Source organism: Stenotrophomonas maltophilia (assembly GCF_013464485.1).
GTDB classification, from domain to species: domain Bacteria; phylum Pseudomonadota; class Gammaproteobacteria; order Xanthomonadales; family Xanthomonadaceae; genus Stenotrophomonas; species Stenotrophomonas maltophilia_AW.
Genome location: NZ_RAUX01000019.1, coordinates 59,564 through 84,904 on the forward strand (window position 1 = coordinate 59,564; position 25,341 = coordinate 84,904).

The 25,341-nt window shown below is 66.1% G+C and carries 25 protein-coding genes; 10 read left to right on the forward strand and 15 right to left on the reverse strand.

The genetic code is table 11. The features are described from left to right. Window positions 1-42: 42 nt before the first annotated feature. Window positions 43-2,361 (reverse strand): TonB-dependent receptor, encoded by a 2,319-nt coding sequence (locus D7Y61_RS09610; protein WP_180866038.1) that lies wholly within the window; start codon window positions 2,359-2,361, stop codon window positions 43-45. Window positions 2,362-2,748: 387 nt separating this feature from the next. Further along, window positions 2,749-3,582: a sugar-phosphatase gene (yidA, locus tag D7Y61_RS09615; RefSeq protein ID WP_180866090.1), complete on the reverse strand. Its 834-nt coding sequence runs from the start codon at window positions 3,580-3,582 to the stop codon at window positions 2,749-2,751. 151 nt (window positions 3,583-3,733) lie between these two features. Here yidA and D7Y61_RS09620 point away from each other — a divergent pair, with 151 nt between their 5' ends. Next, window positions 3,734-4,396, forward strand: a complete 663-nt coding sequence (locus tag D7Y61_RS09620) for an exopolysaccharide biosynthesis protein (protein ID WP_180866039.1) — start codon at window positions 3,734-3,736, stop codon at window positions 4,394-4,396. Between the two features lie 129 nt (window positions 4,397-4,525). On the opposite strand, the gene D7Y61_RS09625 is transcribed toward D7Y61_RS09620, so the two are convergent. The 4 genes from D7Y61_RS09625 to D7Y61_RS09640 form a co-directional block, all read right to left on the reverse strand. After that, a complete protein-coding gene (locus D7Y61_RS09625; RefSeq protein ID WP_180866040.1) occupies window positions 4,526-5,836 on the reverse strand; it encodes a PQQ-dependent sugar dehydrogenase in 1,311 nt (436 codons plus the stop codon). Beyond that, window positions 5,829-6,269, reverse strand: coding sequence for a DUF2231 domain-containing protein (locus D7Y61_RS09630; RefSeq protein WP_180866041.1), 441 nt, complete (start codon window positions 6,267-6,269; stop codon window positions 5,829-5,831). The genes D7Y61_RS09625 and D7Y61_RS09630 overlap by 8 nt, the downstream gene beginning before the upstream one ends. A 162-nt stretch (window positions 6,270-6,431) precedes the next feature. Next, window positions 6,432-6,758, reverse strand: coding sequence for a DUF2185 domain-containing protein (locus tag D7Y61_RS09635; protein WP_180866042.1), 327 nt, complete (start codon window positions 6,756-6,758; stop codon window positions 6,432-6,434). Window positions 6,759-6,767: 9 nt separating this feature from the next. After that, entirely contained in the window at window positions 6,768-7,127 is a 360-nt protein-coding gene (locus tag D7Y61_RS09640) for a DUF7668 domain-containing protein (protein ID WP_110714013.1), read from the reverse strand. Window positions 7,128-7,368: 241 nt separating this feature from the next. Between D7Y61_RS09640 and D7Y61_RS09645 the strand changes: the two genes are divergently transcribed. Together D7Y61_RS09645 and D7Y61_RS09650 are read left to right on the forward strand one after the other, a co-directional pair. Continuing rightward, window positions 7,369-9,135: a S8 family serine peptidase gene (locus D7Y61_RS09645; protein WP_180866043.1), complete on the forward strand. Its 1,767-nt coding sequence runs from the start codon at window positions 7,369-7,371 to the stop codon at window positions 9,133-9,135. Continuing rightward, complete coding sequence (locus D7Y61_RS09650) at window positions 9,135-9,728, forward strand: S8 family serine peptidase (protein WP_180866044.1); 594 nt, start codon at window positions 9,135-9,137, stop codon at window positions 9,726-9,728. The genes D7Y61_RS09645 and D7Y61_RS09650 overlap by 1 nt, the downstream gene beginning before the upstream one ends. A gap of 253 nt (window positions 9,729-9,981) precedes the next feature. Here D7Y61_RS09650 and D7Y61_RS09655 read toward each other — a convergent pair whose 3' ends face one another. The 5 genes from D7Y61_RS09655 to cyoA form a co-directional block, all read right to left on the reverse strand. Beyond that, a complete protein-coding gene (locus D7Y61_RS09655; protein ID WP_180866091.1) occupies window positions 9,982-10,653 on the reverse strand; it encodes an SCO family protein in 672 nt (223 codons plus the stop codon). A gap of 144 nt (window positions 10,654-10,797) precedes the next feature. Next, window positions 10,798-11,130 (reverse strand): cytochrome o ubiquinol oxidase subunit IV, encoded by a 333-nt coding sequence (gene cyoD, locus D7Y61_RS09660; protein WP_005411473.1) that lies wholly within the window; start codon window positions 11,128-11,130, stop codon window positions 10,798-10,800. Between the two features lies 1 nt (window position 11,131). Next, the gene (gene cyoC, locus D7Y61_RS09665; protein ID WP_180866045.1) at window positions 11,132-11,767 is read right to left on the reverse strand and encodes a cytochrome o ubiquinol oxidase subunit III; all 636 of its coding nucleotides are present in this window, start codon (window positions 11,765-11,767) and stop codon (window positions 11,132-11,134) included. Continuing rightward, window positions 11,764-13,740, reverse strand: a complete 1,977-nt coding sequence (gene cyoB / locus D7Y61_RS09670; protein ID WP_180866046.1) for a cytochrome o ubiquinol oxidase subunit I — start codon at window positions 13,738-13,740, stop codon at window positions 11,764-11,766. Before cyoB ends, cyoC begins: the two co-directional genes overlap by 4 nt. 5 nt (window positions 13,741-13,745) lie before the next feature. Continuing rightward, window positions 13,746-14,651 (reverse strand): ubiquinol oxidase subunit II, encoded by a 906-nt coding sequence (gene cyoA, locus D7Y61_RS09675; protein WP_180866047.1) that lies wholly within the window; start codon window positions 14,649-14,651, stop codon window positions 13,746-13,748. 183 nt (window positions 14,652-14,834) lie between these two features. Here cyoA and D7Y61_RS09680 point away from each other — a divergent pair, with 183 nt between their 5' ends. Genes D7Y61_RS09680 through D7Y61_RS09695 form a run of 4 tightly spaced genes read left to right on the forward strand, consistent with a single transcriptional unit; the run spans window position 14,835 to window position 18,707 of the window. Further along, entirely contained in the window at window positions 14,835-16,250 is a 1,416-nt protein-coding gene (locus D7Y61_RS09680; RefSeq protein ID WP_180866048.1) for a PLP-dependent aminotransferase family protein, read from the forward strand. A gap of 55 nt (window positions 16,251-16,305) precedes the next feature. After that, the gene (locus tag D7Y61_RS09685) at window positions 16,306-16,584 is read left to right on the forward strand and encodes a hypothetical protein (protein WP_005414763.1); all 279 of its coding nucleotides are present in this window, start codon (window positions 16,306-16,308) and stop codon (window positions 16,582-16,584) included. Beyond that, window positions 16,584-17,183, forward strand: a complete 600-nt coding sequence (locus D7Y61_RS09690; RefSeq protein WP_180866049.1) for a DUF6436 domain-containing protein — start codon at window positions 16,584-16,586, stop codon at window positions 17,181-17,183. Before D7Y61_RS09685 ends, D7Y61_RS09690 begins: the two co-directional genes overlap by 1 nt. A 9-nt stretch (window positions 17,184-17,192) precedes the next feature. Continuing rightward, window positions 17,193-18,707 (forward strand): PLP-dependent aminotransferase family protein, encoded by a 1,515-nt coding sequence (locus tag D7Y61_RS09695; RefSeq protein ID WP_180866050.1) that lies wholly within the window; start codon window positions 17,193-17,195, stop codon window positions 18,705-18,707. 60 nt (window positions 18,708-18,767) lie between these two features. Here the strand turns inward: D7Y61_RS09695 and D7Y61_RS09700 are convergent, their stop codons facing one another. Next, complete coding sequence (locus tag D7Y61_RS09700) at window positions 18,768-19,151, reverse strand: hypothetical protein (RefSeq protein ID WP_258010324.1); 384 nt, start codon at window positions 19,149-19,151, stop codon at window positions 18,768-18,770. Between the two features lie 187 nt (window positions 19,152-19,338). Between D7Y61_RS09700 and D7Y61_RS09705 the strand changes: the two genes are divergently transcribed. Both D7Y61_RS09705 and D7Y61_RS09710 read left to right on the forward strand, forming a co-directional pair. Beyond that, window positions 19,339-20,154 (forward strand): AraC family transcriptional regulator, encoded by an 816-nt coding sequence (locus tag D7Y61_RS09705; RefSeq protein ID WP_180866052.1) that lies wholly within the window; start codon window positions 19,339-19,341, stop codon window positions 20,152-20,154. Window positions 20,155-20,259: 105 nt separating this feature from the next. Further along, entirely contained in the window at window positions 20,260-20,931 is a 672-nt protein-coding gene (locus tag D7Y61_RS09710) for a VOC family protein (RefSeq protein WP_180866053.1), read from the forward strand. 1 nt (window position 20,932) lies between these two features. On the opposite strand, the gene D7Y61_RS09715 is transcribed toward D7Y61_RS09710, so the two are convergent. Together D7Y61_RS09715 and D7Y61_RS09720 are read right to left on the reverse strand one after the other, a co-directional pair. After that, a complete protein-coding gene (locus D7Y61_RS09715; protein ID WP_180866092.1) occupies window positions 20,933-22,333 on the reverse strand; it encodes a TPM domain-containing protein in 1,401 nt (466 codons plus the stop codon). A gap of 2 nt (window positions 22,334-22,335) precedes the next feature. Then, on the reverse strand, window positions 22,336-24,177 hold the full coding sequence (locus D7Y61_RS09720; RefSeq protein WP_180866054.1) for a M3 family metallopeptidase: 1,842 nt from the start codon (window positions 24,175-24,177) through the stop codon (window positions 22,336-22,338). 168 nt (window positions 24,178-24,345) lie between these two features. Here D7Y61_RS09720 and D7Y61_RS09725 point away from each other — a divergent pair, with 168 nt between their 5' ends. Continuing rightward, window positions 24,346-24,972 (forward strand): YiiX/YebB-like N1pC/P60 family cysteine hydrolase, encoded by a 627-nt coding sequence (locus D7Y61_RS09725; protein WP_180866055.1) that lies wholly within the window; start codon window positions 24,346-24,348, stop codon window positions 24,970-24,972. Window positions 24,973-25,026: 54 nt separating this feature from the next. Here D7Y61_RS09725 and D7Y61_RS22625 read toward each other — a convergent pair whose 3' ends face one another. After that, window positions 25,027-25,182 (reverse strand): hypothetical protein, encoded by a 156-nt coding sequence (locus tag D7Y61_RS22625; protein ID WP_258010325.1) that lies wholly within the window; start codon window positions 25,180-25,182, stop codon window positions 25,027-25,029. Window positions 25,183-25,341: the final 159 nt, after the last annotated feature.

Below are 25,341 nucleotides of genomic sequence, written 5' to 3' on the forward strand. Positions count from 1 at the left end.
GCCCTTTGCCGTGCAAAGGGATCTGACCCCGCCCTCGTTGCCTCAGAAGGTTAGCGAGGTGCTGAACATCAGCTGCCGGGGCGCGCTGCGCTGCAGGGTCTGGTAATCCCCCGAGAACGACGAGCCGGCGATGGTGGCGGTGCCGATGTTGTGGCGGTTGAACAGGTTGCTCACGTCCAGCCGCAGCTCCAGCCCGGGCACTGCACTGTCCGCACCGAACCGGTACGCGGCATAGGTGTTGACCTGCCAGAAGGCCGGCACGCGGATGTCGTTCTCGTAGGTGAAGGGCTGGCGCAGGTACGAGGTGCTGGTGGCACCCAAACGCCAGTCACCAAAATGGGCCGACAGGTCGCTGACCAGCGAGATCTGCGGGTAGCCCGGCTGGGCATTGCCCTTGATCGGGTACACCGTGTCGCCCACCACGAAATCGCTGTCGTAGTACGAACGGGCCACGGCTACGCCCTGGTAGAACTGCAGGTGGTCGGTCAGGTCGGCGGTGATGCCGAGGTCAGCGCCGATCACGTGCATCTTCGGCATCAGCCGCACGGTGTTGATCTGCGCGAACTGGGTGCCGATGGCGGCCGACAGCAGGCGGTTGCGGATGTCGTTGTAGAACACGTCGCCGGTGATCGTCAGCCGGTCGAAGCGATGCGACGCCCCCACGGTGAGGTTCCAGTTCTTCTCCGGGCGCAGCGTGCCCGCTACGCGATCGAATTCTTCCTGGTCGGTGATGGTCCACGCCGAGGCGGTGTAGCCGATGTTGCCGCGCTGGGCCACGCGGTAGCCGTTCATGGTGTTGGCCAGGTCGATGAAGGCGTCGGTGGATTCGGTCGGGCTCCAGAACAGCGAGACGTGCGGCAGGAAGTTGCTCTTCGCGCGCAGGGTACCGTTCACCGGCCGGTCCTCGGCATCACCGAGACCACCGCCGCTGGTGCGGAAGTCCACGGCCTTGAAGCCGACACCCAGCTTCAGCGTGTCGTTCAACACGATGTCGTCCTGCAGGTAGAACTGGCGCGAGCGGGTCACCCAGCTCGATGCGTTGTCGGTCTTGAACGCGGGGCCGTACACATCGAACGGGCCGGTGGCCTTCAGCGGCGGGCCCTCACCCAGCAGCGGCTGCTGGTACCACTCGGTCTTGGCCGCAGCCTTGCTCTTCTCCTGCCAGAAACCGGCAGTGAAGGTGTGCGCGCCGGTCTCGAACTGCAGGTTGACCATGCCACCCAGGCGATTCACACGTGGCGTCTGCACCTGTTCGGAGAACGGCGCACCGTTGGGCGACGGCACGGTCGGGTCGGTCAGCGTGGCCTGGGTGTGGCTGTTGGCGTTGTACACCTGCACGTTGCCGCGCAGCGACGGGGTGATCTGGAAGCGATGGTTGATCGAGGACACGCGGTCGCGGGTGATCTGGCCGGTGTCGTACGGGATCAGTTCGGACAGCTCACCGCAGGTATAGACGCCGCAGGACTTGTCCGCATTCTCCGGCGAGGCCACGTACCACGCCCAGGCATAATCGGGATAGAAGATGTCGGCCTTCCAGCCCAGCTTGCGGATCATGTCGAACGAAATGTTGTTGTAACCCCAGACCTTGGCCTTGCTGTCGGACAGGAACACGGTGAAGTCGCCCCAGGCAACGTCCTGCTGCAGCTTCAGGTCGCCGCGCAGGAAGTTCTGGGTGCCCTCGCCCTGGTACTTGTCGGCGGACACGCGCTGCAGGTCGACCAGCAACTTCGGGCCGTGCTCACCGAGTTGGCCGCTCTGCCCGGACACGGTGGTGACCAACGTGTTGTTGCTGCCCACGCCCTGTTTCACGCGCAGGCTGGGCGTGTCCTGCAGCTCGCGCAGGCGGTATTCGAGGCTGCCGCCGTTGACGCTGCTGGAGAACACGCTGACCGGTGCGCCGCCGGGGCTGACCGTGATCGCGCCGATGCCGTCGGGCACGCCCACGTTCACCACGCTGGTGCCGGTAAGCGAGAGGAAGCCGTTGTCGTTCAGCGGCACGCCTTCGAAGGTGATGCCCATTTCATTCATGCGGAAGCCACGCACGAACAGGCTGGTGGCCGAGATATCCAGGCCCAGGCCGTCAGTGGCGGTGTAGCTGGCACCGGGCACCTGCTTCAGCATGGCCAGTCCGTTGTTGCCGGTGACCATCGCGTCGAGGTCTTCGGCCTTGATGATGTAGCGGTTCGGACCGACCACCTGGGTTGGTGCCACGGCCGCGCCGCGGGGTGTGGCGATCACCTGCAGGGCGTTGAGCGTAGTGGGTGTGTCGCGCGCGGTGTCAGCCGATTCGGCGGCATACGCAGGTGCGGCGATGGCCGTGATGATGGCCAGGGCGAGGCGCGTCGTGGGTGGGGTGTTCATGGGCAGATCCAGGGTGCAGGGAGAGAGCGGCGCAGGCGCACGCCCAGCGCGTTGCAGCACCGGTGTGGGCGCTCTGGCTGGCGATGCGATTGCGTTGGGGGTGTGACGGCGCAGTGCGCGCCGGTCAGTGGCAGAGGAAGACGATCCTCCGCCTCATAATTCGATGGCGTGATTTCGACGTACGAAAGTCTTGCATCGGTTTGCCGCATTCGCCATCGCGCCGTGGTACAGCGCCGATGGCGATGGGGATGGGCGGGTTATACGTGGGTATAGCCCCGGCGTGGTGGAGGTCGACTTTGGTCGGCGCTTTCCGTCTGCGTGTGCCAACCAAGATTGGCACCTACCGGGGCGGATGGGGTTGGCACCTACCGGGGGACGGTCGCGCGGTTACTGCAGCACGAAGCGCTCGATTGCCCGCGCCACGCCTTCGTCTGCATTGCTGGTGGTTTCAAACCGCGCCACCGCCTTCACCGCGTCGATGGCATTGCCCATCGCCACGCTGGTACCGGCGTACTGCAGCATGGTCAGGTCGTTCTCCTGGTCACCGATGGCCATCACGTTGGCGCGGTCGATGCCCAGGTGCTCGGCCAGCTTCTGCAGGCTCGGGCCCTTGCCAGCGCGGTGGTCGAACACTTCCAGGAAGAACGGTGCGCTCTTCAGCACCGCGAAGCGCTCGGTCAGCGCGCTGGGCAAGCGCGCGATGGCAGCATCCAGCACCTCGGGCGTGTCGATCATCATCAACTTGATGAAGGACATGGATGGGTCCATGTCGGCCACCCGGCGGTACGACAGCGGCATGTGCGAAAGGTGCGAATCGGCCACGGTGTAGTAGCTGATGTCCTGGTTGGGCGTGTAGATGCGCTGGCTGTCCAACGCCTGGAAATGGATACCCAGTTCGCGCGCCACCTGCTCGCAGAACAGGAAGTCGGCGAAGCTGAGCGGATACGCGACTACCGTTTCGCGCGTGCCGATGCGCTGCACCAGGCCACCATTGCAGGCGATGCAGTAGTCGTCGTTGCCGTTGATGCCCAGCTCCTGCAGGAACGGTGCCAGGCCCGGCACCGGGCGGCCGCTGGTCAGCACGATGTGCACGCCCAGCGCGCGCGCCTGTGCAATGGCCTGCCTGACCCGTGCGGTGAGCCGGTGGGCGGGGTCCAGCAGGGTGCCATCCATGTCGATGGCGACCAGTTCGATGGTCGATTGCCTGCGGCCCATGTCCATCAGCGTCTTACCTTCATGCGGGCCGTCCATTTTACCCCCTCATGCCCGGTTCACCTCTTTGCCCACGTTGGCCGGGATACTGCGGGAGCCTGTGCGTCCCCCACCGCAGGACGGCCCATTGACCGCCCTTCCCTGGAGAACCTTGCGACGCATGACCTACCGTGCCCCCGAAACCAACGACAGCGCGCCCCTGGCCCAGCAGATCGAGCAGATGATCGACGAGCTGCCCGGCGAGCAGGTCAGCGTCGGCACCCTGCTCAGCGCGCTGGGCGATGAAGGCCTGCTGCTGATCGTGATCCTGCTCTCGGCCATCTTCATCATTCCGGTGTCGATTCCCGGGCTGAGCACCGTGTTCGGCGCCTCGATCCTGCTGATCGGCCTGAGCCGGGTGCGCAACCGCCCGCTGTGGGTGCCGCGGAAGCTGGCGCGCCGCCAGATCGCCACCGACAAGCTGAAGGCCAACCTGGGCCGTGCACTGAAGTGGGTGCACCGCATGGAGCGTCTGTCGCGGCCGATGCGGCTGGCGGTGATGGTGCGCTCGAGGAAGATGATGCGCCTGAACAACCTGGCGCTGGTCGTGGCCACGCTGCTGCTGATGGCGCCGGCCGGGCCGATTCCCTTCAGCAACACGTTGCCGGCGCTGGCACTGATGTCCTTCGCCATTGGCTTCATCCAGCGCGATGGTGCGGCGGTGGCCGCCGGTTACGCGTTCGTGGTGGCCACGATGGTGTACTTCGGCGTGCTGCTGGGTGGCGTCGGGTTTGCTGCGGAGTCGGTGTTCAGCGGGTTCCGCAGCGGTACCGCGGAACTGTAGAGCCGAGCCCACGCTCGGCTGCTCCTCGACCTGTACGCGGAAACCCCGCGCTGCGCGCGTAAGCCGAGCATGGCTCGGCTCTACAAAAGCCACATCCAAAGCAGTCGAGCATGGCTCGACGCTACAGAGCTACTTGGCTGACACCCGCCACACCACGTCGCCCACGTCGTCGGCCACCAGCAGCGCACCTTCGGCGTCCATCGCCATGCCCACCGGTGCGCCCATCAGGGTCTTTTCATCCTTCGAGGCAAAGCCGCTGACCACGGTCTGCGGCCGCCCGGTCGGCTTGCCGTCCTTGAACGGTACGTACACCACTTCATAGCCGCTCAGCGGCGAACGATCCCAGCTGCCGTGCTCGCCGATGAAGGCACCGCCGTGGTACTGCGCCGGCAGCGCCTGGCCGGTGTAGAACAGCAGGCCCAGCGGTGCCACGTGCGAGCCGATGGCGTAGTCGGGCACGATCGCTTTGGCCACCAGATCGGGCCGCTGCGGCTGCACGCGCTCGTCCACGTGCTGGCCGTAGTAGCTGTAGGGCCAGCCGTAGAAGCCATCTTCCTTCACCGAAGTGAGATAGTCCGGCACCAGGTCGGCACCGATCTCGTCGCGCTCGTTCGCTACCGCCCACAGTTTGCCGGTGCTCGGCTCCCAGTCCAGCCCGGTCGGGTTGCGGATGCCCGAGGCGAAGATGCGGCTGCCACGCGTGGCCACGTCCACTTCCAGCACCACCGCGCGACGGTATTCCACGGCAAGACCATTTTCGGTGATGTTGCTGTTGGAGCCCACGCCCACATACAGCTTGCTGCCATCGCGGCTGGCCAGCAGTTCCTTGGTCCAGTGATGGTTGATGGTGCTGGGCAGGTCGGTGAACTCGCGGCCCTTGTCGGACATGCGGGTTTCGCCCGGTACATAGTGGTACTGCATGATGTTGCCGGTGTTGGCCACGTACAGCGTGTCACCGATCAGTTGGATGCCGAACGGCGAATGCAGGCCTTCGATGTAGACATGCTGGGTCCACGTGGCAGTGCCGGGCGCGCGGCGCAGCAGGGTGACCCGGTTGCCGCCCTTGCCGGCCTTGCCCGAGCGCGCCTTCACCTTGCCGGCGATCCACTGCTTGGGCGTGGTGACCGGTTCTTCGCCGGGGCCATTGCCTTCCACCACCAGCACATCGCCGTTGGGCAGGGTCAACAATCGCCGCGGATGCTGCAGGTTGGCGGCGATGCGTTCGATCTTCAGGCCTTCGGCCACCGTGGGTGACTGGCCGTCGGCCCAACCCACGCCTTTGGGCACCTGCATCGGCGGCATCAGGAAGTTCTTCGGTGCCGGCAGAGGCGGCTTTGCACCCGACTGGTCGGTGGGGTGGTATTCGGCCTTGCCGGCACAGGCCGACAGCATCACGGCCAGCGCCAGGGCGCCCACGGTAGGCAGGATGTGCTTAGCCATGACGACCTCCCTGCAGCACCGGCGGCTGCAGAGACAGCAGGATCAGGCCCAGCGCGATCAGGGCCACGGTCAGCGCCGACAGGATCGTGCCCGGCACCGCGACGGCATAGGCATCGCGGCTGTGCACGAAGGCATTCCAGATCGCCAGCAGCACCGCGACCAGGTTGAGGAAGAAGTCGATACGGTCGATGCGGGTGGCGGTACCGTTTCGGCGCCAGACCGTGAACAGGTTGATCAGGCGCGGAATGATGGCGATCAGCAGGCCGAAGGTGATCAACCAGGCGGCGGCCTTGCCCCACATCACCTCGGCGCTGTTGAGATAGATCGCGTCGAAGATCAGCGCGCCGACGAAGAAGCCGAAGGGTATCGGGTTCAACAGGCTGAACAGCGTGGTGCCGAGGCCGCGATGGGCCTGGGCCAGAGGGTTGACCATCATCGTGCTCCGATGCGGAAGGGTGCACGGGCTGTAGTAGCACAGCCGGATGTGAGGGGGCGCGATGATGACCGGTGGGAGTGACGGCAAGCTTGGATGGATGTGCCGACCAACGGTCGGCACCCACCAGGATGGATGCCGCCGAACACGTGGCATCACCGATCAGACGGGCAGCAACCTGCCGTCTTCAGTGCGTTCGAACTCGGTACCCGCCGGCGCGTCCACCACTGCCAGGACGGCATGATCGCAGTTGGCGATGGTGTTCACGTCGTACACGCCGGAGTTTCCCGGCTCGTCCAGGTAATCTTCGGTTTCGTCACCGGCAAGAAATCGCCAGCCACTGTCCAACTCGTTGTCGGGCGCCTCGCGGTAGCAGTAGCCCACGGGCTGGCCATCAACGGTGATGCGATCGGTGGCGATGCATCCGCCATAGCCCTCCAGCAGAGGCTTGATCTGCTCGGCGGAGAGACGGAATTGCTTCGGCTTCATCGTGCCTCCTCAGGGAACGTAGACCAAGTGCAGACTGTATTCGAAGCCGGTTTCGGTTTCGGCGATATCCACATCCATTACCAGATCACTTCGCCCTTCCACAGCCGTGTACAGGTCGACCAGGACCTTCCAGCGCTCGCCATGCCACTGGCTGACCGAAGTTTCCCAGCTGGCCTCGGGGAGCTGCACCAGGGTTTCCCCATAGTCCGCGATGATGCCAGTGATGACATCCCAGGTGTCGGCGCTGCACGCGGGCACGTTCACTGCGTGGGGCGCACGGCCGGCCGCGATCTCGTTTGCCATCCAGGCCAGGGTGGGACGGAAGGCCTCGTCCACGGGGGTTTCGGTGTCCGGGCCTTTCCTGACCATCGGTCTTCCTTGTGCAATGGGCCGCGAGAGACGGCCCAACGATGATGGCACGGGCAGGAGGGCCGCGACCGCCGGCTTTTATTCCTCGGCGGCATAAGCGTTTGTGACGCAATCGGCACATCTGCAGATTGGTTCCGTGAAGAGGTAGGGGGTTCTTCGTTGTGTCGCGTTTGGCTCGTTGCGATGGGGCAGTTCCGCCCCGCCGTCCTGCCATGCCGATTCACAACAGAAGGATTCGTGTATGAAGCGACACACGCAACGCTCCGCGCCACCGCGCTCCGCGCGCCTGGCCCTTGCCACTGCCCTGGTGCTGGGCAGCCTGGCCGTCACCGCCCAGGCCCAGCAGGCCGATCCGCTGGCCGGGCGTCAGTGGCATCTGCTCAACACCGGGCAGGCCGTACTGGGCGATACCCTGCCGGTGGCCGGCAACGATCTGAACGTGGATGGCCTGTACCGCAACGGCATCCGCGGCCAGGGCGTCACCATCGCCATCGTCGATGACGGCCTGCAGATCGCCCACCCGGACCTGGCTGCCAACGTTGCGGCGGTCGCGGGAAAGAACTTCGCCAACCAGAGCAACAACCCCTCACCGTCCAATCCCGACCGCGACAACCACGGCACCATGGTCGGCGGCATCGCCGGTGCGGTGGGCGCCAACAACCTGGGCGTGCGCGGCGTCGCTTCGGCCGCCACACTCAAGGGCTTCAATTTCCTGGCGTCCAATGCCCAGGGCAATTCGAATTCCAACATCGAGTACTCGTGGTGGGATGGCGCCGAAGTGGCCGACGTGGGGGTCTTCAACAACAGCTGGGGCTCCAGCCCGGGCAACCCCAACCTGCCGCTGGCCTACAGCCAGAACGACATCGCCGCCTATGAGCAGGCCATGTCCGGCACCCGTGGCGGGCGCGGTGGCATCTACGTGAAGGCCGCCGGCAACAATCACAACAACGGTGCACGCTCGGATGGCACCGACATCTGCTCGGCAGACACCAAGAACCGCAACACGGGTTGCATTCCGGCCGGCCGCGACCCGCGCAACAACCTGTTCAACGTGATCACCGTTGCTGCCGTGCGCGCCGATGGCGTGCGCTCGTCCTACTCGTCTACCGGCTCGGCGCTGTGGGTGTCCGGCTTCGGCGGCGAGAACGGCTGGCAGCGGCAGGTCGTGCCGGGGCAGCTGGCGATCCGCTACGATCCCGCCATTCTCACCACCGACGTCACCGGCTGCGCGCAGGGCAGCAACAAGAACGCCAGCCTGCGCAACACGTTGGATGGCGACCAGTCCGCCATCGACCGCACCTGCAACTACACCGGCAAGATGAACGGTACCTCGGCGGCTACGCCGATGGTGTCGGGTGTTGCAGCACTGGTGCTGGAAGCAAACCCGAACCTGTCCTACCGCGACGTAAAGTACATCCTGGCCACCACTGCCACCCGCAACGACCCGAACCAGGCAGCGGTGACTCATTCCGACGGCCGCGTACTGGTGCCGGGCTGGACGGTGAACGCTGCCGGCCGTGCCTACAGCAACTGGTACGGCTTCGGCGTGGTCAATGCCGCACGCGCAGTGCAGGTGGCGGAGAACTTCCAGTCGCTGGGTGCGCTGGTCGACAGCGGCTGGCGTACCACCACGCGCACCGTGGCCATCGGCAATACCTCGGCGGCTGCGGCGCGCCTGACCTTCCAGGTCGCCAATGGTGCTCGCAACATCGAGAGCGTGCAGCTGGGCTTCCGCGTCAACCACAGCAACACCCGCCAGCTGCAGTTCGTGCTGGTCTCGCCCAGCGGCACGCGCAGCGTGGTGCAGCCGGCATTCACCGCAATCGGTTCGGGTACCGGTGGCGTGCAGCGCAATTTCACCAACTGGGACCTGCTGTCCAGCAATGCCTTCCTGGATGAGAACGCCACGGGCACCTGGACGCTGGAAGTCACCGACCTGGGGCAGGCCGCGAACGCTGCATCGCGTGGCAACCTCGAATTCTTCAAGATCCGCGTTCTGGGGCACTGATGATGAAGACGACCATTCTGTTGAGCACCCTCGCCCTCGCAGCGATGACTACGCCCACCTGGGCCCAGAGTTCAGGCCAGACGCCGCCTGACAAGACACTGTCGACCGTGGATGCCCAGGCGTTGAAGGCCGCGGCCACGGGTCGTTCATTCGATGTGGGCGGATCCCGCTTCCAGCTGGCGCCGTCGGCAACCGTACAACAGGCCAGCGGTGGTCAATTCAAGATCACCCAGGGCACCGAAGCCGGCGCACCCGCAGCGGGCACCCGCAGCAAGCGGTCCACGGATGCATCTACTGGTGTGGCGGCACACGCGGATGCCGGTGCCAGCAAGTTTGCGGCCGCTGTCTCCAACGATGGCGCACCGGTAGTGGCGACCTCGCGGGTCAAGGTGTTCTTCACCGATGCGGCCTCGGCCCAGCGTGCAGCCTCCGCCACCGGCGGCACCGTGGTGAAGGTGTCCAAAGCCTCCGGCCGCGCGATCGTCGAGTACCCCTCGGTGAACGCGGCGCTGGATGCCACCACCAAGCTGCTGTCGACCGCCGGTATCAGGGCGGCTGAGCCGGACGTGGTGCAGTGGGAAGAAGCCAAGTAAGGCGTTGAGTGGTGCCCCCGGCCGGTTGGCTCTCCTGGCCGGCCGGGGGATTGAGGGATATGCCGACCAACGGTCGGCACCCACCGGATCCACGCATCGTGTGTCGACCAAGGTCGACACCTACCGGGGCGGCGAGCATATAGAGCCGGGCATGGGCTCGGCTCTACAGCTGTGCCAACCAAGGTTGGCACCTACCAAGAGCGGATCCAGGTGTGCCGACCAACGGTCGGCACCCACCGCGGTAGAGGTGGCGTCAGCGGGCGGCGAGCGTGTCGCTGTGCTTGAGGTGGCAGCTGGCCAGTGCGTCGTTGCCCGCAGCCGGATGGGCCGGCTCCAGCAGCAGGCGCTGCACGTCGGAGAACAGCTTGTCCACCGGCATGCCATAGGGCGCGAACAGGCGCAGGCGGCCCTGGCGGTCGAACACATAGCCACCGGCAATGTGGCTCATCGTGTACGTATCCGGTACCTGGCCGGGCTCTTTCTCGTAGAACGCCTTGAAGTCACTGGCCATCGTGGCCAGCTGTGCTTCGTTGCCGACCAGAGCAATCGCCTTGGGGTCGAAGGCTTCCACATAGGTGCGCGCCACCTCCGGCGTATCACGCGCCGGGTCTACGCTGACGAACACCACCTGCAGCTGGTCGGCATCCTTGCCCATCAGGTGCTTCACCTGGCTCAGCTCGACCATGGTGGTCGGGCACACGTCCGGGCAGCTGGTGAAGCCGAAGAACAGATAGGTCACCTGGCCCTGCAGGTCCTTCGGGCCACGCACGGTGCCGTGGCTGTCGGGCATCGACCACTGCTGGCCAAGCGCTTCGCAGGCGATGTCCTTGGAATAGAAGTCCATGCGCGACTGCGCGCTGCAGCCGGCCAGCAGGCCGACAGCCAGGCCGGCCAGCAGCGGCAGGCGGAATCGGGGAGAGAACAACGAACGGACAACAGCAGCAGGACGCTTCACGGGTACCACCAACGCAGATGCGGGCGGGGTCTCGGTCAGGCCTGCCCTTGTGGGGAAAAGAGGGCCGCGGTGCCGGGGTGATCGTGCGGTCCATGCCGATCACCCCGGCCACGGTCAGTTGATCATCATGTGGTAGTGCATGCTCCAGATGATCCACACCGACAGCGCGACGATGATGAACAGGATCACCAGGGTGAACACGAAGCTGGCCAGGTTCCAGCCACCTTCGGACTTGCGGTCCATGTGCAGGAAATAGACCAGCTGCACCAGGATCTGCGCCACCGCGAAGCCGACCAGCAGGAACAGCGTGAGCGGCCGCGACAGCACCGGGTTCATCACCAGCGCGAACGGCACCACGGTCAGCAGCGCGCACAGCACGAAGCCGATCAGGTAGGACTTGGTGGAGCCGTGCGCATTGCCGGCGCGCGAGGTTTCGACGTGGGCCATGTCAGAAGGCTCCGATCAGGTAGACAAAGGTGAAGACGCAGATCCACACCAGGTCCAGGAAGTGCCAGAACAGGCTCAGGCACGACACGCGGGTGATGTTGGTCGGTGTCAGGCCACGGCGGTAGACCTGGTGCATCACCACGGCCATCCAGATCAGGCCACTGGCGACGTGCAGGCCGTGGGTGGCGACCAGCGCGAAGAACGCCGACAGGTAGGCACTGGTGCTGGGGCCCGCACCTTCGTGGATCAGGTGCGAGAACTCGTAGATCTCCATGCCGATGAACGAGGCACCGAGCACGAAGGTCACGCCCAGCCAGCGCAGCACCGCCGAGGCATCGTGACGATGCATCGCCAGCACGGCCTGGCCGTAGGTGATGCTGGACACAAGCAGCAGGAAGGTCTCGGCCATCACGAACGGCAGCGAGAACAGATCCTTGCCGGTGGGGCCGCCAGCGTATGCGGTGCTGAGCACCGCATACGAGGCGAACAGCGAACCGAACAGCACCAGGTCGGACATGAGGTAGACCCACATGCCGAACACCTTCATGCCGCCCTGCTCGTGGCTGTGGTCGTGTTCGTGGTGGTCCTCGTGCGCCTGTGTATCGGTGGCCAGCTCCGGGCGGGTCAACAGGTTCATGCGCGTACCTCCTTCAGCTTGGCAAGGTTGGCCGCTTCGGTGCGCGCCACCTCTTCGGAACTGACGTAGTAGTCCACGTCCTCGTCGTAGGACCGCACGATCAGGGTCACGATCATCGCGATGAAGCTGGCCGCGGCCATCCACCAGATGTGCCAGACCAGGGCGAAGCACAGCACCAGGATCCAGATGTTGAGGATCAGCGGCACGCCGGTGTTCTTCGGCATGTGGATCGGTGCGTACTTCTTCGGCGGCGGCGGCAGGCCACGCTTCTTCGCTTCGTGGAAGGCGTCCAGCTCATCGGCCCTGGGCACCACGGCGAAGTTGTAGAACGGCGGCGGCGACGGCGTGGCCCATTCCAGCGTGCGCGCGTTCCAGGGGTCGCCGGTCAGGTCCAGGTTGCGCTTGCGGTCGCGTACGCTCACGTAGATCTGCACCAGCATCAGGATGATGCCCGCGAACACGAACAGCGCACCGATGAAGGCGGCGATCAGGTACGGCGTCCACGCCGGGTTGTCGTACTGGTTCATGCGGCGGGTCATGCCCATGAAGCCGAGCATGTACAGCGGCATGAAGGCCAGGTAGAAGCCGATCACCCAGCAGGCGAAGGACCACTTGCCCAGGCGCTCGTTGAGGGTGAAGCCGAACACCTTCGGGAACCAGTAGGCAAAGCCGGCCAGGTAGCCGAACAGCGCGCCGCCGATGATGGTGTTGTGGAAGTGCGCGACCAGGAACAGGCTGTTGTGCAGCAGGAAGTCCGCGCCCGGGATGGCCAGCAGCACGCCGGTCATGCCACCGATGGTGAAGGTGACCAGGAAGGCGATGGTCCACAGCATCGGCACGCTGAACTCCACGCGGCCGCCATACATGGTGAACAGCCAGGTGAAGATCTTCACGCCGGTGGGAATGGCGATGATCATCGTCATGATGCCGAAGAAGGCATTGACGCTGGCACCAGAGCCCATGGTGAAGAAGTGGTGCAGCCAGACGATGAACGACAGGATGCCGATCGCCAGCGTGGCGCCCACCATCGACTTGTAGCCGAACAGCTTCTTGCGCGCGAACGTGGCGGTCACTTCGGAGAAGATGCCGAACGCCGGCAGCACCAGAATGTACACCTCCGGATGGCCCCAGGCCCACACCAGGTTCACGTACATCATCGGGTTGCCACCCAATGTGTTGGTGTAGAAGTTGAAGTCCAGGTAGCGGTCCAGAGTGAGCGCACCCAGCGCCACGGTCAGGATCGGGAAGGCAGCGATGATGATCACGCTGGTGACCAGCACGGTCCAGGTGAACACCGGCATCTTCATCAGGGTCATGCCCGGCGCACGCATGCGCAGGATGGTGATGAACAGGTTGACGCCGGTCAGCAACGTACCGATACCGGAGGCCTGCAAGGCCCAGATGTAGTAGTCCACACCTACGCCTGGGCTGAACTCGATGCCCGACAGCGGCGGATACGCGACCCAGCCGGTCATGGCGAATTCGCCAACGCCCAGCGAGATCATCATCAGCGCTGCGCCGACCACGAAGATCCAGAAGCTGAAGGCGTTGAGGAACGGGAACGCCATGTCGCGCGCACCAATCTGCAGCGGCACGATGATGTTCATCAGGCCGACCACGAACGGGGTGGCCACGAAGAAGATCATGATCACGCCGTGCGCGGTGAAGATCTGGTCGTAGTGCTCGGGCGGCAGGAAGCCGTCACTGCCTGGCCCGGCTGCGGCCAGCTGCGCGCGCATCATCAGCGCATCGGCGAAGCCGCGCACCAGCATGACCAGCGCCACCACCACGTACATGATGCCGATCTTCTTGTGGTCCACGGTGGTGAACCAGTCGCGCCACAGCGGGCCCCACAGCTTGAAGTACGTCACCGCGCCAAGCAGCGCGAGGCCGCCCAGCACCATGGCCGCCAAGGTGACCACGACGATCGGCTCGTGCAGCGGCACGGCCTCCCACGTCAATTTGCCCAACATGTTCGTTACTCCTGGGAAACCTGGACGCCAGCGGCAGCGCCAGCCGGGGCCGCGGCAGTGGTGTTCTCACCGACACCGATGAACTGGTCGATGACCTTCTTGAACAGCAGCGGTTCAACACTGGAGAAGTGCTGCACCGGTGCGTTCTTCGACGGCGCGGCCAGCGCCTTGAACTGCGTGAAGCTGAGCGCGTCCGGCGCGCTGCGCACCTCGGCCACCCAGCGCTCGAACTCTTCGTTGCTGCTGGCAGTGGCGATGAACTTCATGTTCGAGAAGCCATGCCCGCTGTAGTTGCCGGACATGCCACGGAACTGGCCGGGCTCGTTGGCGATCAGGTGCAGCTGCGTGCGCATGCCGGCCATCGCGTAGATCTGCCCACCCAGCTGCGGGATGAAGAAGGTATTCATCGTCGAGTTGGAGGTGATGTTGAACGCCAGCGGGCGGTTGGCCGGGAAGTTGAGCTGGTTGACCGTGGCGATGCCAAGATCCGGATAGACGAACACCCACTTCCAGTCGGTGGCGATCACGTCCACGTGCAGCGGTTCGCCAGCCACGTCCAGCGGCTTGTACGGGTCCAGTTCGTGGGTGGACTTCCACACGATCACCGCCAGCACCGCGATGATGATCAGCGGCACGCCCCAGACCACGATCTCCACCTTGGTGGAGTGCGACCAGTCGGGCATGTATTTCGCTTTGGTGTTGCCGGCGCGGTAGCGCCATGCGAACACGAAGGTCAGCACGATGGCCGGTATCACCACGATCAGCATCAAGCCGATGCAGATCAGGATCAGGTCGCGCTGTGCGAGCCCGACCATGCCCTTCGAATCCAGCAGCACCCAGTCACAGCCCGACAGGCCGACGCAGGCCAGGGCGACCAGCGCCAGGCGGATGCGGTTCCAGCAGATATTCATTGGAGGTCAACCCTGTTGAAGAAGCGCGCTTGACCGGCTCGCCTGCGCGCAGCGCCCGGGCGTGGAGCGGCTACACTGTGGGTACGAGGTCGCCTACAAGCAGGCGAACCACTCCAATCAAGCCCATACAAGATACAGCATTGTATGGACTTGTGCATCTGCACGTATGGAAAAATCTGACCGATGACGCCCCCTGCCGCCGGCCGCCGCCTGAAACGTCCCAATCGCACCTGGGTCCGCCCCTTCCGCGAGGGTGCCGGCCCGCTGTACCTGCAGATCGCCCAGCAGGTGCGCGAAGCGGTGGATGACGGCGTGCTGCGCCCGGGCGACCGCCTGCCACCGCAGCGCGACCTGGCCCAGCAGGTGGGCGTGGACCTGACCACGGTCACCCGCGCCTTTGCCGAACTTCGCCAGGCCGGCCTGCTGGATGCTCAGGGCGCCGGTGGCACGTTCATCGCGCTGTCGGCCGGCAACCGCAGCACCTCGGTGGACCTGAGCATGAACATCCCGCCGCTGCTGGGCAGCGCGCCGTTCGCGCAGGGCATGGAGGCCGGCTTCCAGCACGTAGGGCAGCAGCTGGGCCAGGGCGAGCTGATGAGCTACCACGTCGGCGCCGGCACCCGCGAGGACCGCGCCGCCGCCGTGCAGTGGCTGGCACCGATGCTGGGTACGGTCGGCACCGACCAGGTAGTGATCTGCCCTGGCGCGCAGACCGCGCTGTGTGCGCTGATCCTGGCCCGCACCCAGCCGGGCGAGCTGATCGCCGCCGAACAACTGACCTACCCGGGACTGCTGGCGGCCGCGCGCGTGCTGCAGCGGGGCGTGGTGCCGGTGGCGATGGACGCCGAGGGCATGCTGCCGGAAGCGCTGGAGGAGGCCTGCCAGCTACGCCGCCCGCGCCTGCTGTACCTGGTGCCGACCATCCAGAACCCGACCACGGCGACGATGTCGGCACAGCGCCGGCAGGCCCTGCTGGTGGTGGCAAAGCGCCACGATATGACCGTGATCGAAGACGATCCCTACTGGTTGCTGGCCGGTGACGCCGCGCCACCGCTGGCCGCCCACCGCGACGCCGGCTGCCCGGTCTACTACATCTCCACCCTGTCCAAGTGCCTGGCGCCGGGCCTGCGCACCGCCTACCTGGTGGTGCCGGCCGGCGAGCCGATGGAACCGGTGCTGGATGCGCTACGCGCAATCGCGCTGATGCCGACCCAGTCGATGGTGGCGGTGGCGTCGCAGTGGATCCGCAGCGGCCAGGCCCAGGACATGGTGCAGCGCTTCCAGCAGGAACTGCGCGAGCGCCAGGCGATTGCCGCGCAGTACCTGCCGTCCCGCGCCCAGGCGCATCCGGCCGGCCTGCATGTGTGGCTGCCGCTGCCACCGCGGCTCGACCAGTACCGGTTGATCCAGGCCGCACAGGAGCAGGGCCTGGGCATCGCCAGCTCCGACGCCTTCAGCGTGGAGGAGCCGCCACCGGGCAATGCGATCCGCCTGTCGCTGGGTGGCGCGGTTGACCAGGGTGCACTGGCGGGGGCGCTGGCGAAGCTGAACGAGATCCTGTCTGAAGCGCCTGAGGCTCGGCACAGCGCCATCGTCTGAGCCATCTGCGTGGCACGACATCCATACAAGATGGTATTTTGTATGCAATGTATGGATGAAGGGACGTGCATCGATGCGCGCCGAGAAACTGAAGTTCCACCTGGTGATGGCCGGCTGCGGCGGCTTTGTGGTGTTGATGCTGGCCGCGCTGGCCTGGGTCTGCCTGCAGCCGCAGACCGTGGATGTGCAGGCGGCCGAACGCCATGCCATCGAGCAATGCGTACAGCGCAGCGAGGATCCGTCGCGTAGCGAGATCCAGCGCCGCGCGCAGGCCGATTCCTGCCGCGAGATGCGCAAGCAGTACGTGCACAAGTTCGGCCGGGAAGATTCCTGATGGGTGCAGCCGCGCCACGCCGCCGCTGGTTGCTGCCGACGATGATCGCCCTCGCCTGCCTGTTCATGGCCGGCGTGGCGGCTGCGCTGTGGCAGTACTTCGGCTACAGCGCGCAGTCCACCTTCACCGAACAGGCCGTCGTCTTCGACGACTCACAACTGCGCCTGCCGGCCGATCTTGCCGGTGATACCGGCCGCATCCGCGTGGTGCATTTCTGGGACCCGGCCTGCGGCGTGTGCAACCGCGAGACCGGTGCGCACCTGAGCTACCTGATCAGCATGTATCGCCGCACCGGCATCGACTTCTATGCGATCCGCCGCCCGGATACGCAGGGCGAGCTTCCCGAGCCGCTGCGCAACAAGGTGATCAACCTGCCAACCATCGACGGCATCGAGAACATCCCGGCCAGCCCCGCCGTAGCCATCTGGGACCGGCAGGGCCATCTGGCCTACGCCGGGCCGTACAGCATCGGCATGGTCTGCAACTCGGCCAACAGTTTCGTCGAACCGCTGCTGGACAGACTGGTGCGCGGTGAAACCGTGCGCCCGAAAGGACTGCTTGCCGTGGGCTGCTACTGCCCGTGGCAGGCCAAGCGCTGAGGACGCGCAATGACTTCACTGGCTCTGGGGGGCACGACCGCCGCAAACAACAACGGCGGTCACCTGTCCGAACCGACCGATGGTTATGGACAGGCTCCCGCCGTTGGAAGCAACGATACGCCCCGACATGCTCCGTACATGCCGCGACCGGATGTCGCAGCGCGCGAGTGGGTGCAGGACGTGCTCGCACACAGCGGGCCGATCTACCTGCGCATCGTCAATTCGCTGGAACGTACGGTGCGCCGTGGCGGTCTTGCGCCCGGCCAGCGCCTGCCCTCGCAGCGTGCCCTGGCGCAACAGCTCGGCATCGACCTGACCACGGTCACCCGCGCCTTCGATGAAGCCCGCAAGCGCGGCCTGATCGAGGCGCGTGGGCCGCAGGGCAGTTTCATTGCACCGCCCAAGGCCGGCTTCGACCAGGTGGTGGACCTGAGCATGAACGTGCCGCCGGTGCCCGATGCCGACGCGCTGGCGGAGACACTGCGCCGCGGTGCCGCCGCCGTGCTTGCGCGCAGCAATGCGCCGAACCTGATGACCTATCACCTGGGCGGCGGCAACCCCACTGATCGCCATGCGGCGGCGCGCTGGCTGCAACCGATGCTCGGCGCGGTGGACGACAACTGCCTGCTGCTGACCGAAGGCGCGCAGGTGGCGTTGGCCGCGATCCTGGTCAGCCAGGGCCGCGATGATGATGCGATCCTGTGCGATGCGCTGGTCTATCCGGGCCTGCTGCAGGCTGCAGCGGCGCTGGGACGTCGGCTGCTGCCGGTGGACGGAGACGAACACGGCATGTGCCCCGAGGCGCTGGCACGACAGGCACGCGACAGCGGCGCACGGCTGGTCTATCTCAACCCCACCTGCCAGAACCCGACCGCGCAGACGTTGCCGTTGCAGCGGCGCGAAGCGCTGGCGCGCGTGCTGGAAAGTGAAGGCCTGTTGGCGATCGAAGACGATCCGTACTGGCAGCTTGCCGAAGAGGCACCAATACCGTTGGCAACGCTGGCACCGCGCCATGTGTTCTACGTGGCTACGCTGTCGAAGGTGATCAGCCCCGGCCTGCGCACCGCGTTCGTGCAGTGCCCGAGCGCTGCGCATGCCGGGGCGATGACGGCTGCGTTGCGGGCGACCCGGTTGATGGGCCATCCGCTGGTGTCGGCGCTGGCCAGCCAGTTGTTGCTGGATGGCTCGGCACAGTCGCTGCTGGCGCAGGTACGCGGCGAGGCACGTGAGCGCACGCGCATGGCGCGGTACCTGCTGGCACCGTCGCTGCTGCAGCGTGCCGAGGGCCTGCATGCCTGGTGCCTGATACCGGCGCCGTGGACCGATGCCACCCTGGTGCGCACCGCGCAGCTGCAGGGGCTGGCGATTGCACCGTCGTCGGCGTTCTGCCCGCCCGGCGTGTCGCACCAGAACGGCGTGCGACTGTCGCTGGGGCTGGCGGCGGACCGCAGGCAGTTGGAAAGCGCGTTGCGGCGGATTGACCGGCTGTTGTTGTCGGATGCGTTGCCGGCGATCGAACGGTAGGTGCAAGGAAGTGCCAACCAAGGTTGGCACCTACCAGAGTCCACCAACCGTGTGCCGGGGCTAGTCCTTGGTCTTGCCGCCGAAGCCAAGACGGGCCGGCCGGGCCGTCCGCAGTGGAAAGAACAGCATGCCAATGGACACCATCTGGAACGGCGTGAACAGGAACCAGATGTTGTCGGTGCCGACCGCCAGGATGTTGAAGTCCAGATTGCCGATCCACTCCAACCGGTCCAGCACCGTCACCAGCCCTCCGATGGTCGGCACCGGTAGAACGCCGTGACCGGCCAGCAGCAATGTCGGTGTCAGCAGCCCGGCCAGGAGCGCGAAGCCGGCGCGGTACACCCAGGCATTGCCCTTCCAGTACGGCGCGCAGCGCCACATCAGTAACGCCAATGCCAGGGTCAACAACCAGGGCAACAGCCACTGGGTAACCACCATTTCCATCATCGGATCGGCTCCACTGGCCAGGCATCCCACGTCGTCGATCGCACGCCCCTTACCCCTTCATCCATGATCCGGGCATTGTTGCCGGTATGCAGGCGCACGCAAAGCCTCGCCAGCGCAAGAACTGCTAAACGCCGTGCCTGCCGATCCGCTACTGTGCCCGGCACTGGATTCGGGGAACGGCAGGATGAGCGCGGCAGGCAAGGCGGTGTGGTACATCGAAACCCATGCGGATCGACCACTGGCACTGGCCGATATCGCCGCTGCGGCGGGGCTGTCGCCGTTCCACCTGTCGCGCCTGTTCCAGGCCCGCACCGGTACCTCGGTGGTGCGCTACCTGCGCGGGCGGCGACTGACCGCGGCCGCGCAGCGGCTGGCCAACGGCGCCGGCGACATCCTGCAGGTCGCGCTGGGCGCCGGTTACACCACGCACGCGGCGTTCACCCGTGCCTTCAGCGACCAGTTCGGGCAGACACCGGAACGGGTACGCGAACAGGGCACCGACGGCCTGGCGCTGGTGCAGGCGATCCGCGTGGACGAGGCGCCCGTTGCCTGCGATGAGGCACCGCGCCTGCTCGACACGCCCGCTTTCCAGCTGGTGGGTATCGGCATGCGGCATACCCGCGACAGCGGCGGTGCGATACCCGGACAGTGGGCGCAGCTCAACCGCGAATGGCCGACGCCAGCACCGATCAGCTTTGGCGTGTGCTGCAACAGTGATGACGATGGCGGCTTCGACTACATCGCCGCACTGCCGGCCAGCGCGGTGCCGAGCGTACCTGCGCACTGGCAACGCGTGGACATTCCGCCGCGTCGCTACCTGGTGGCCTGGCACGGCGGGCACATCTCGACCATCCGCTCGACCTGGTTCTGGTTGCTGGATCACTACCTGCCCGGCTCCGGCCTCAGCCTGGCCGATGCGCCCGATCTGGAACGCTACGACATGCGTTTCGATGAGCACAGCGGCAACGGCGGCGTGGAACTCTGGCTGCCGGTCGAATGATCTTCGACCGCGGCACCCACCGTAACGAATCGTTGCGCCTGCGGTGACACCCACGCAATCCCGCCAGGTCTACACTCGGTGCGTGCGTTCCATGGAGGATCGATCATGCGCCTGTTGCACCTCACGCTGCCGGTATCCGATGTCGGTACCGTGGCCAGCTACTTCCACGATGTGCTGCAGCAGCGCGTGGTCGGCAACCATGTGCACATCGGCTGGAGCACGATCGAACTGCAACCCGCGGAAGATCGTCCGGTCGGCGGCGTACACCTGGCCTTCAACGTACCGGACAACCGCTTCGGCGAAGCGATGGCCTGGTTGCGCGAACGCACGCCGTTGCAGCGCAATCCTGCCGGACTGGACTACTTCGCACTGGAAAGCAGCTGGCAGTCGCAGTCGGTGTACTTCACCGGCCCTGACGGCCTGATCCTGGAACTGATCGGCCGCCGCCGCTTGCCTGCCGGTACGCGCACGGGTCCATTCCATGGCAGCGAGCTGGCCTGCCTGAGCGAAGTCGGCCTGCCAAGCCGCGATGTCGATGCCGTGCGTGAGCTGGCCAGCCAGCGCTTCGGCCTGCAGCCGATCAGCCCGCCTTCGGCCCAGTTCGCACCGATGGGCGATGACGAAGGCCTGCTGATCGTGGTTGCTGCCGACCGCCGCTGGTTCCCGGAACAGAAGGACCTGCCGCGTGCACAGGGGCTGCAGCTTCACGTCAGCGATGTGGCCGGCCCGGGTGTTGTGGAAGACGTTGCGCTGGGATGGCGGGTACAGGCAGCCTGACCTACCAGCTTCCCGACGCACCACCGCCGCCGCTGCGGCCACCGCCCCCGGACCAGCTGCTGGAACTGCTCGAAGATGAACTTGACGACGAGCTGCTGGACGCGCTGCGGCTGCCACCGGATGAACTTCGGCCGCTGCGTACCTTCTCACCAGGCAGCATGGTGAAGATCCAGGCGAAGTACAGCACGAGCGTGCCGGCGCTCCACCCGATCATTGCTGCAAGGTGCGCTTCCGGGGCGGCCCGATCAATGGCCAGCAGTGCGAAGAGCGCGTAGCCGGCGGTCAGCAGCAACAGTACTGCGAACCTCACCCCGAAGCTGCTGCGGTCCTTGTGCCAGCGTGCACGGCAGGCCTGTACGAGGAAGAACACCAGCATGGCCACGATTCCCACCGCCAGGTCCAGCAACGTGTGCAGGGCCAGACTGGGCGGCAACTGGCCACGCAGCAGCATCACCACGAAGAACCCCGAACTGACCCCGAGCAGGCCGAGCAGCACTACGCGCACACCCCGGCTGCGGCGCCAGCACCAGCCGAGCAGGCTCGCCACCGGTACGCACAACGCCAGCACGATGCAGAGCGCTGCCAGCGCCTGGCGTGGCGCCCATGAAGCCGCCGCCAGCACGCCCGCGGCCACGACTGCCGTCACCAGCACGGGGCGCGCCCAGGCCGGAAGCCGTTTCGGGCGCCCCTGCTGCGCCGCCACCGCGCGCGGTGCTCCCTGCCGGCGCTCGCGGTGCCTGCGCGCGAAGTCGTCCGGCGTCCTGGCCGTCGGCCGCGAACGCGGTGAACGCCACAGGCCCGCAAGGAAGCCGGCCAGCAGCGTCAGCGCAACCACCGAGTCCGCGCTGCGCCAATCGGCCGGCAGCACGTTGCGCATCGACGGCTCTTCCCACGCCGGCAGTTCCTCGCCGTCGATCAGCGCGATCACGACCTTGGTTCCATCCAGCAGGCCCTGGTCAAGGTCGCCCTGGCGGAAACGCGGCACGATCGCATTGTCGATGATGCGGGCAGCATAGGCATCGGGAATCGCGCCCTCCAGGCCGTAGCCGGTCTGGATGCGGACACGGCGGTCCTGCACGGCCACAAGCAGCAGCACGCCATCATCGACGCCTTCGCGGCCCAGCTGCCACTGCTCGAACACCCGCTGCGCATAGGCCTCGATACCCTCGTCGCCAACACGATCGACCACCAGCACCTGCAGTTGCGCACCAGTGCGTGCCTGCAGCTGCAATGCCTGCGTACGCAGGGCGTCGCGGGTATCCGCCGACAGTGCATTGACGGTGTCCACCACCGGATCATCCAGCGCAGGTACTGCGGCTGCAGCCATCACCATCATCGGCAACAGGCACAGCAGTATCAGCCGCCATGCCATGCTCCATGTGCACCTCGCCCTGCGCGACATGCTCATGCGCCCTGCCCTCGCTCGATCCGTGCGTGCAGGGCCTGCAGCCGCGCGGCCAACTGGTTGAATACCTGCATATCGGCATCCACCAGTGCCGGCCAGTCCGGCGCATGCCCCAGCAGCTGCGCCACCTGCTCGCTCGGCGCGCGATCGAAGCCTTCACCCAGCACAGCGAGATAGCGCTCCCGGAACCCTTGCGGGTCACGCTGGTCCTGCACATAGAGCTGCACTGCCAGCAGCCCTGCGTACAGGTAATTCACCAGGTAGTTCGGGTCGTCATACATCAGGCGCTTGACGATCCAGCCGCTACGCAGCTGCGGATAGCGGTCCGGTTGCTGGCCGAAACGCGCCAGCACCCGGCCGGTCAGCGCGTCCAGGTCGTCGGCGGTGCCCAGCGTGCCAGCAGCCACGCCCTGGTAGATGGATTGCTCTAGCTGCGCTTCCTCTGACGAGGTGAACAGCTGCATCACCATGTCGTCCAGCAGCGACTTCAGGTAGTAGGCCTTTGCTCGGGGATCCTCTGCCTGCTGGTACAGCTGGTCGCGGAAGCGCAGTTCGTTGTAGATGGCGAACGCCTCGGTCAGCCATTGGCTGCCGTTGCGCTGCAGCGGTGACGCATGGCCACGCTGCATCCACTCACCATGCATCGCGTGGCCCGCTTCGTGCGCGATCTCGACGTCGCTTTCCAGATCCCCGCTGCGTACACCGACGAACAGCATCGCCGGCCTGTCCGGCGCGTTCATCGGAAACGCATCCTGGCTGCGATTGCCGCGTTCGGTGGCCAGGTCCATCCGGTGGTTGGCCGGATCAAGCAGCGCGCGCAGTTCGGCGACGTAGGCCGGCCCCAGATGCTGCATTGCGTCGGCGGCGGTGTCGCGCAGCTGCGCCAGCGACAGCACCGGCGGCGTGTAACCGGCATCGGGCACCGTGGTGTCCCAGAGCTGCGGCGCATCGATACCGGAACGCACGGCGTGGCGCAGCAGCATGTCCTGGTAGGCGCGGCGATCGTCTGCGTGACGTTCGATCGCCACCAGCGTCGCGTCCACGGCCGATGCATCCAGGCCCATGCGCTGATAGCCCCGTGCCGGTGCGGAGCCGTCGCCCTGCAGACGCGCGGCAGCATCGTTCACCTGCACCAGGCCGAGCAGGACCGAGGCCATCGGCTCCCGGCGCGACTGCAGGCCCTGCCAATAGCCCTTCCAACCAGCTTCACGCAGCGCTCGGTCGGGATGCTGGGCCAGTGCCTGCTTGTCGCCTCCTGTGTCCCAGCGTCGTCCTTCGCGTTCGATCTGCGGGTACTCTGCACTGCGCAGGATCTGCCCGCGCAGGCGCGCAAAGCTGTCCAGTGCCGGATCGGCCAGCGCTTCCACGGCCTCATCCAGCGCATCGTTGGCCGGGGTGGCGACGTCCTTCAGCGCACGCGCACGCAGGAATGCATACGGCGCGGTCCACGCCGCGTCCGCCGGCGCCTCACGCAGCGCAGCGCGGCCGCTGAGGGCAATGCGGCCGCACAGCCCCATCACCTGATCCAGCGCCTGCGCCGGGCGGTGATCACGCGCGTTGCGGGCAGCCTGCAGGTGCAGGTAGCTGTGATGGCGCAGGCACTGCGCCTCCAGTGCCTCGGCCTGCTGAAAGCGTTCCTCCGGCGTGATACCTGCCGCACGCTGCAGGGCGTCCGCGTGCTTGGCCAGCACGTCCCGCGCGGCCTGTTCGGCTGCCGCATCGGCGAAGTAGGCGCGGTCATCGGCATGTGCCGACTCGGCCCGGGCACCGCTGAAAGGTGACATCGCCAGCATTGCGGCAATGGCGGCGTTGGTGATGGTATGCATCCTGCGAGCCTGCATCGGCGTCTCCCTGCCTGTACCAGGCCCCGAGCCTAGCAGGCACCGCTCCGCCGTGCCTGTGCCGGATCGGGTATCGGATCGACGCAGGGGCTCATCCTGAATCCAATCCAGTCGCCCCATGCCACCGCGCACCCTACAATTCCCGCACTCTGCCTGTCCGGGAATGCCATGCGTCGCCTCCTGCTCCTGATCGGCCTGCTGCTGCCCACCCTGTGGCCGACCGTGGCGTTGGCCATCGATGTCCACGAGGGCGACCTGCTGTTCGTCACCGCCGGCCACAGCGGCCTCAGTGCGGCCATCGACGATGCCACCGGCACGCAGGACGCGCCCAGCTTCGATCACGTGGCGTTGGTCGCCGTCGCGCCGAAGGGCTGGGAGGTCCTGCACGCGGACGAGAAGGGATCGCGCCGGCAATCGCTGGTCGAGTTCCGCCAGGACGCGCGTGCCAAGCAGCGGCAGATCGTGGTCTATCGCCTGCGCGCGCCGCAGCAGACGGCCATCAAGGACGCTGTCGCGACCGCGCGCACGATGCTGGGCAAGCCTTACAACACGTCGTATGTGTTGAGCGAGGACAGCTACTACTGCTCGGACTTCATCGAGCGTGCGTTCCGTGCGCACCACGTGTTCGCGTTGCAGCCGATGAACTTCCGCAACCCGCAGACCGGGCAGATCGCCCAGCACTGGGTCGATCTCTACCGCGGCATGGGCATGGACGTGCCGCAGGATCAGCCCGGCACCAATCCGAACGACATGTCGGCGGCGCCGGTGCTGCAGCGTATCGGCGTGCTGGAATAAGCAAAGCCCCGCACGGGGCGGGGCTTCGCCGGTCACGTTGCACGCGCAACGCGGTCATTCTTCTTCGTCGTGGCCGCCCTGCTGCTGGTTCTGGTTGCGCTTCTGCTGTTCCTGCTGCTGTTGCTGCTGCTGGTCGCGGCCCTGCTGCTGATCCTGCTGGTTCTGCTGGCCCTGCTGCTTCTGGTTCGGGTTCTGGTTCTGCTGTGCCATGTCCGATCTCCAAAGCCACTCGCGGAATGCGGTGGACGGGGCCATCGTCTGCAGCCATTGGTTAATCACGCGTGGGTGGGCGGCTACATCTGTGTGTACGCCTGTGGATGAACGCGCAGAAGCCCTTGTGGCACAAGCGGCTGAAGGATTCATGCGGGT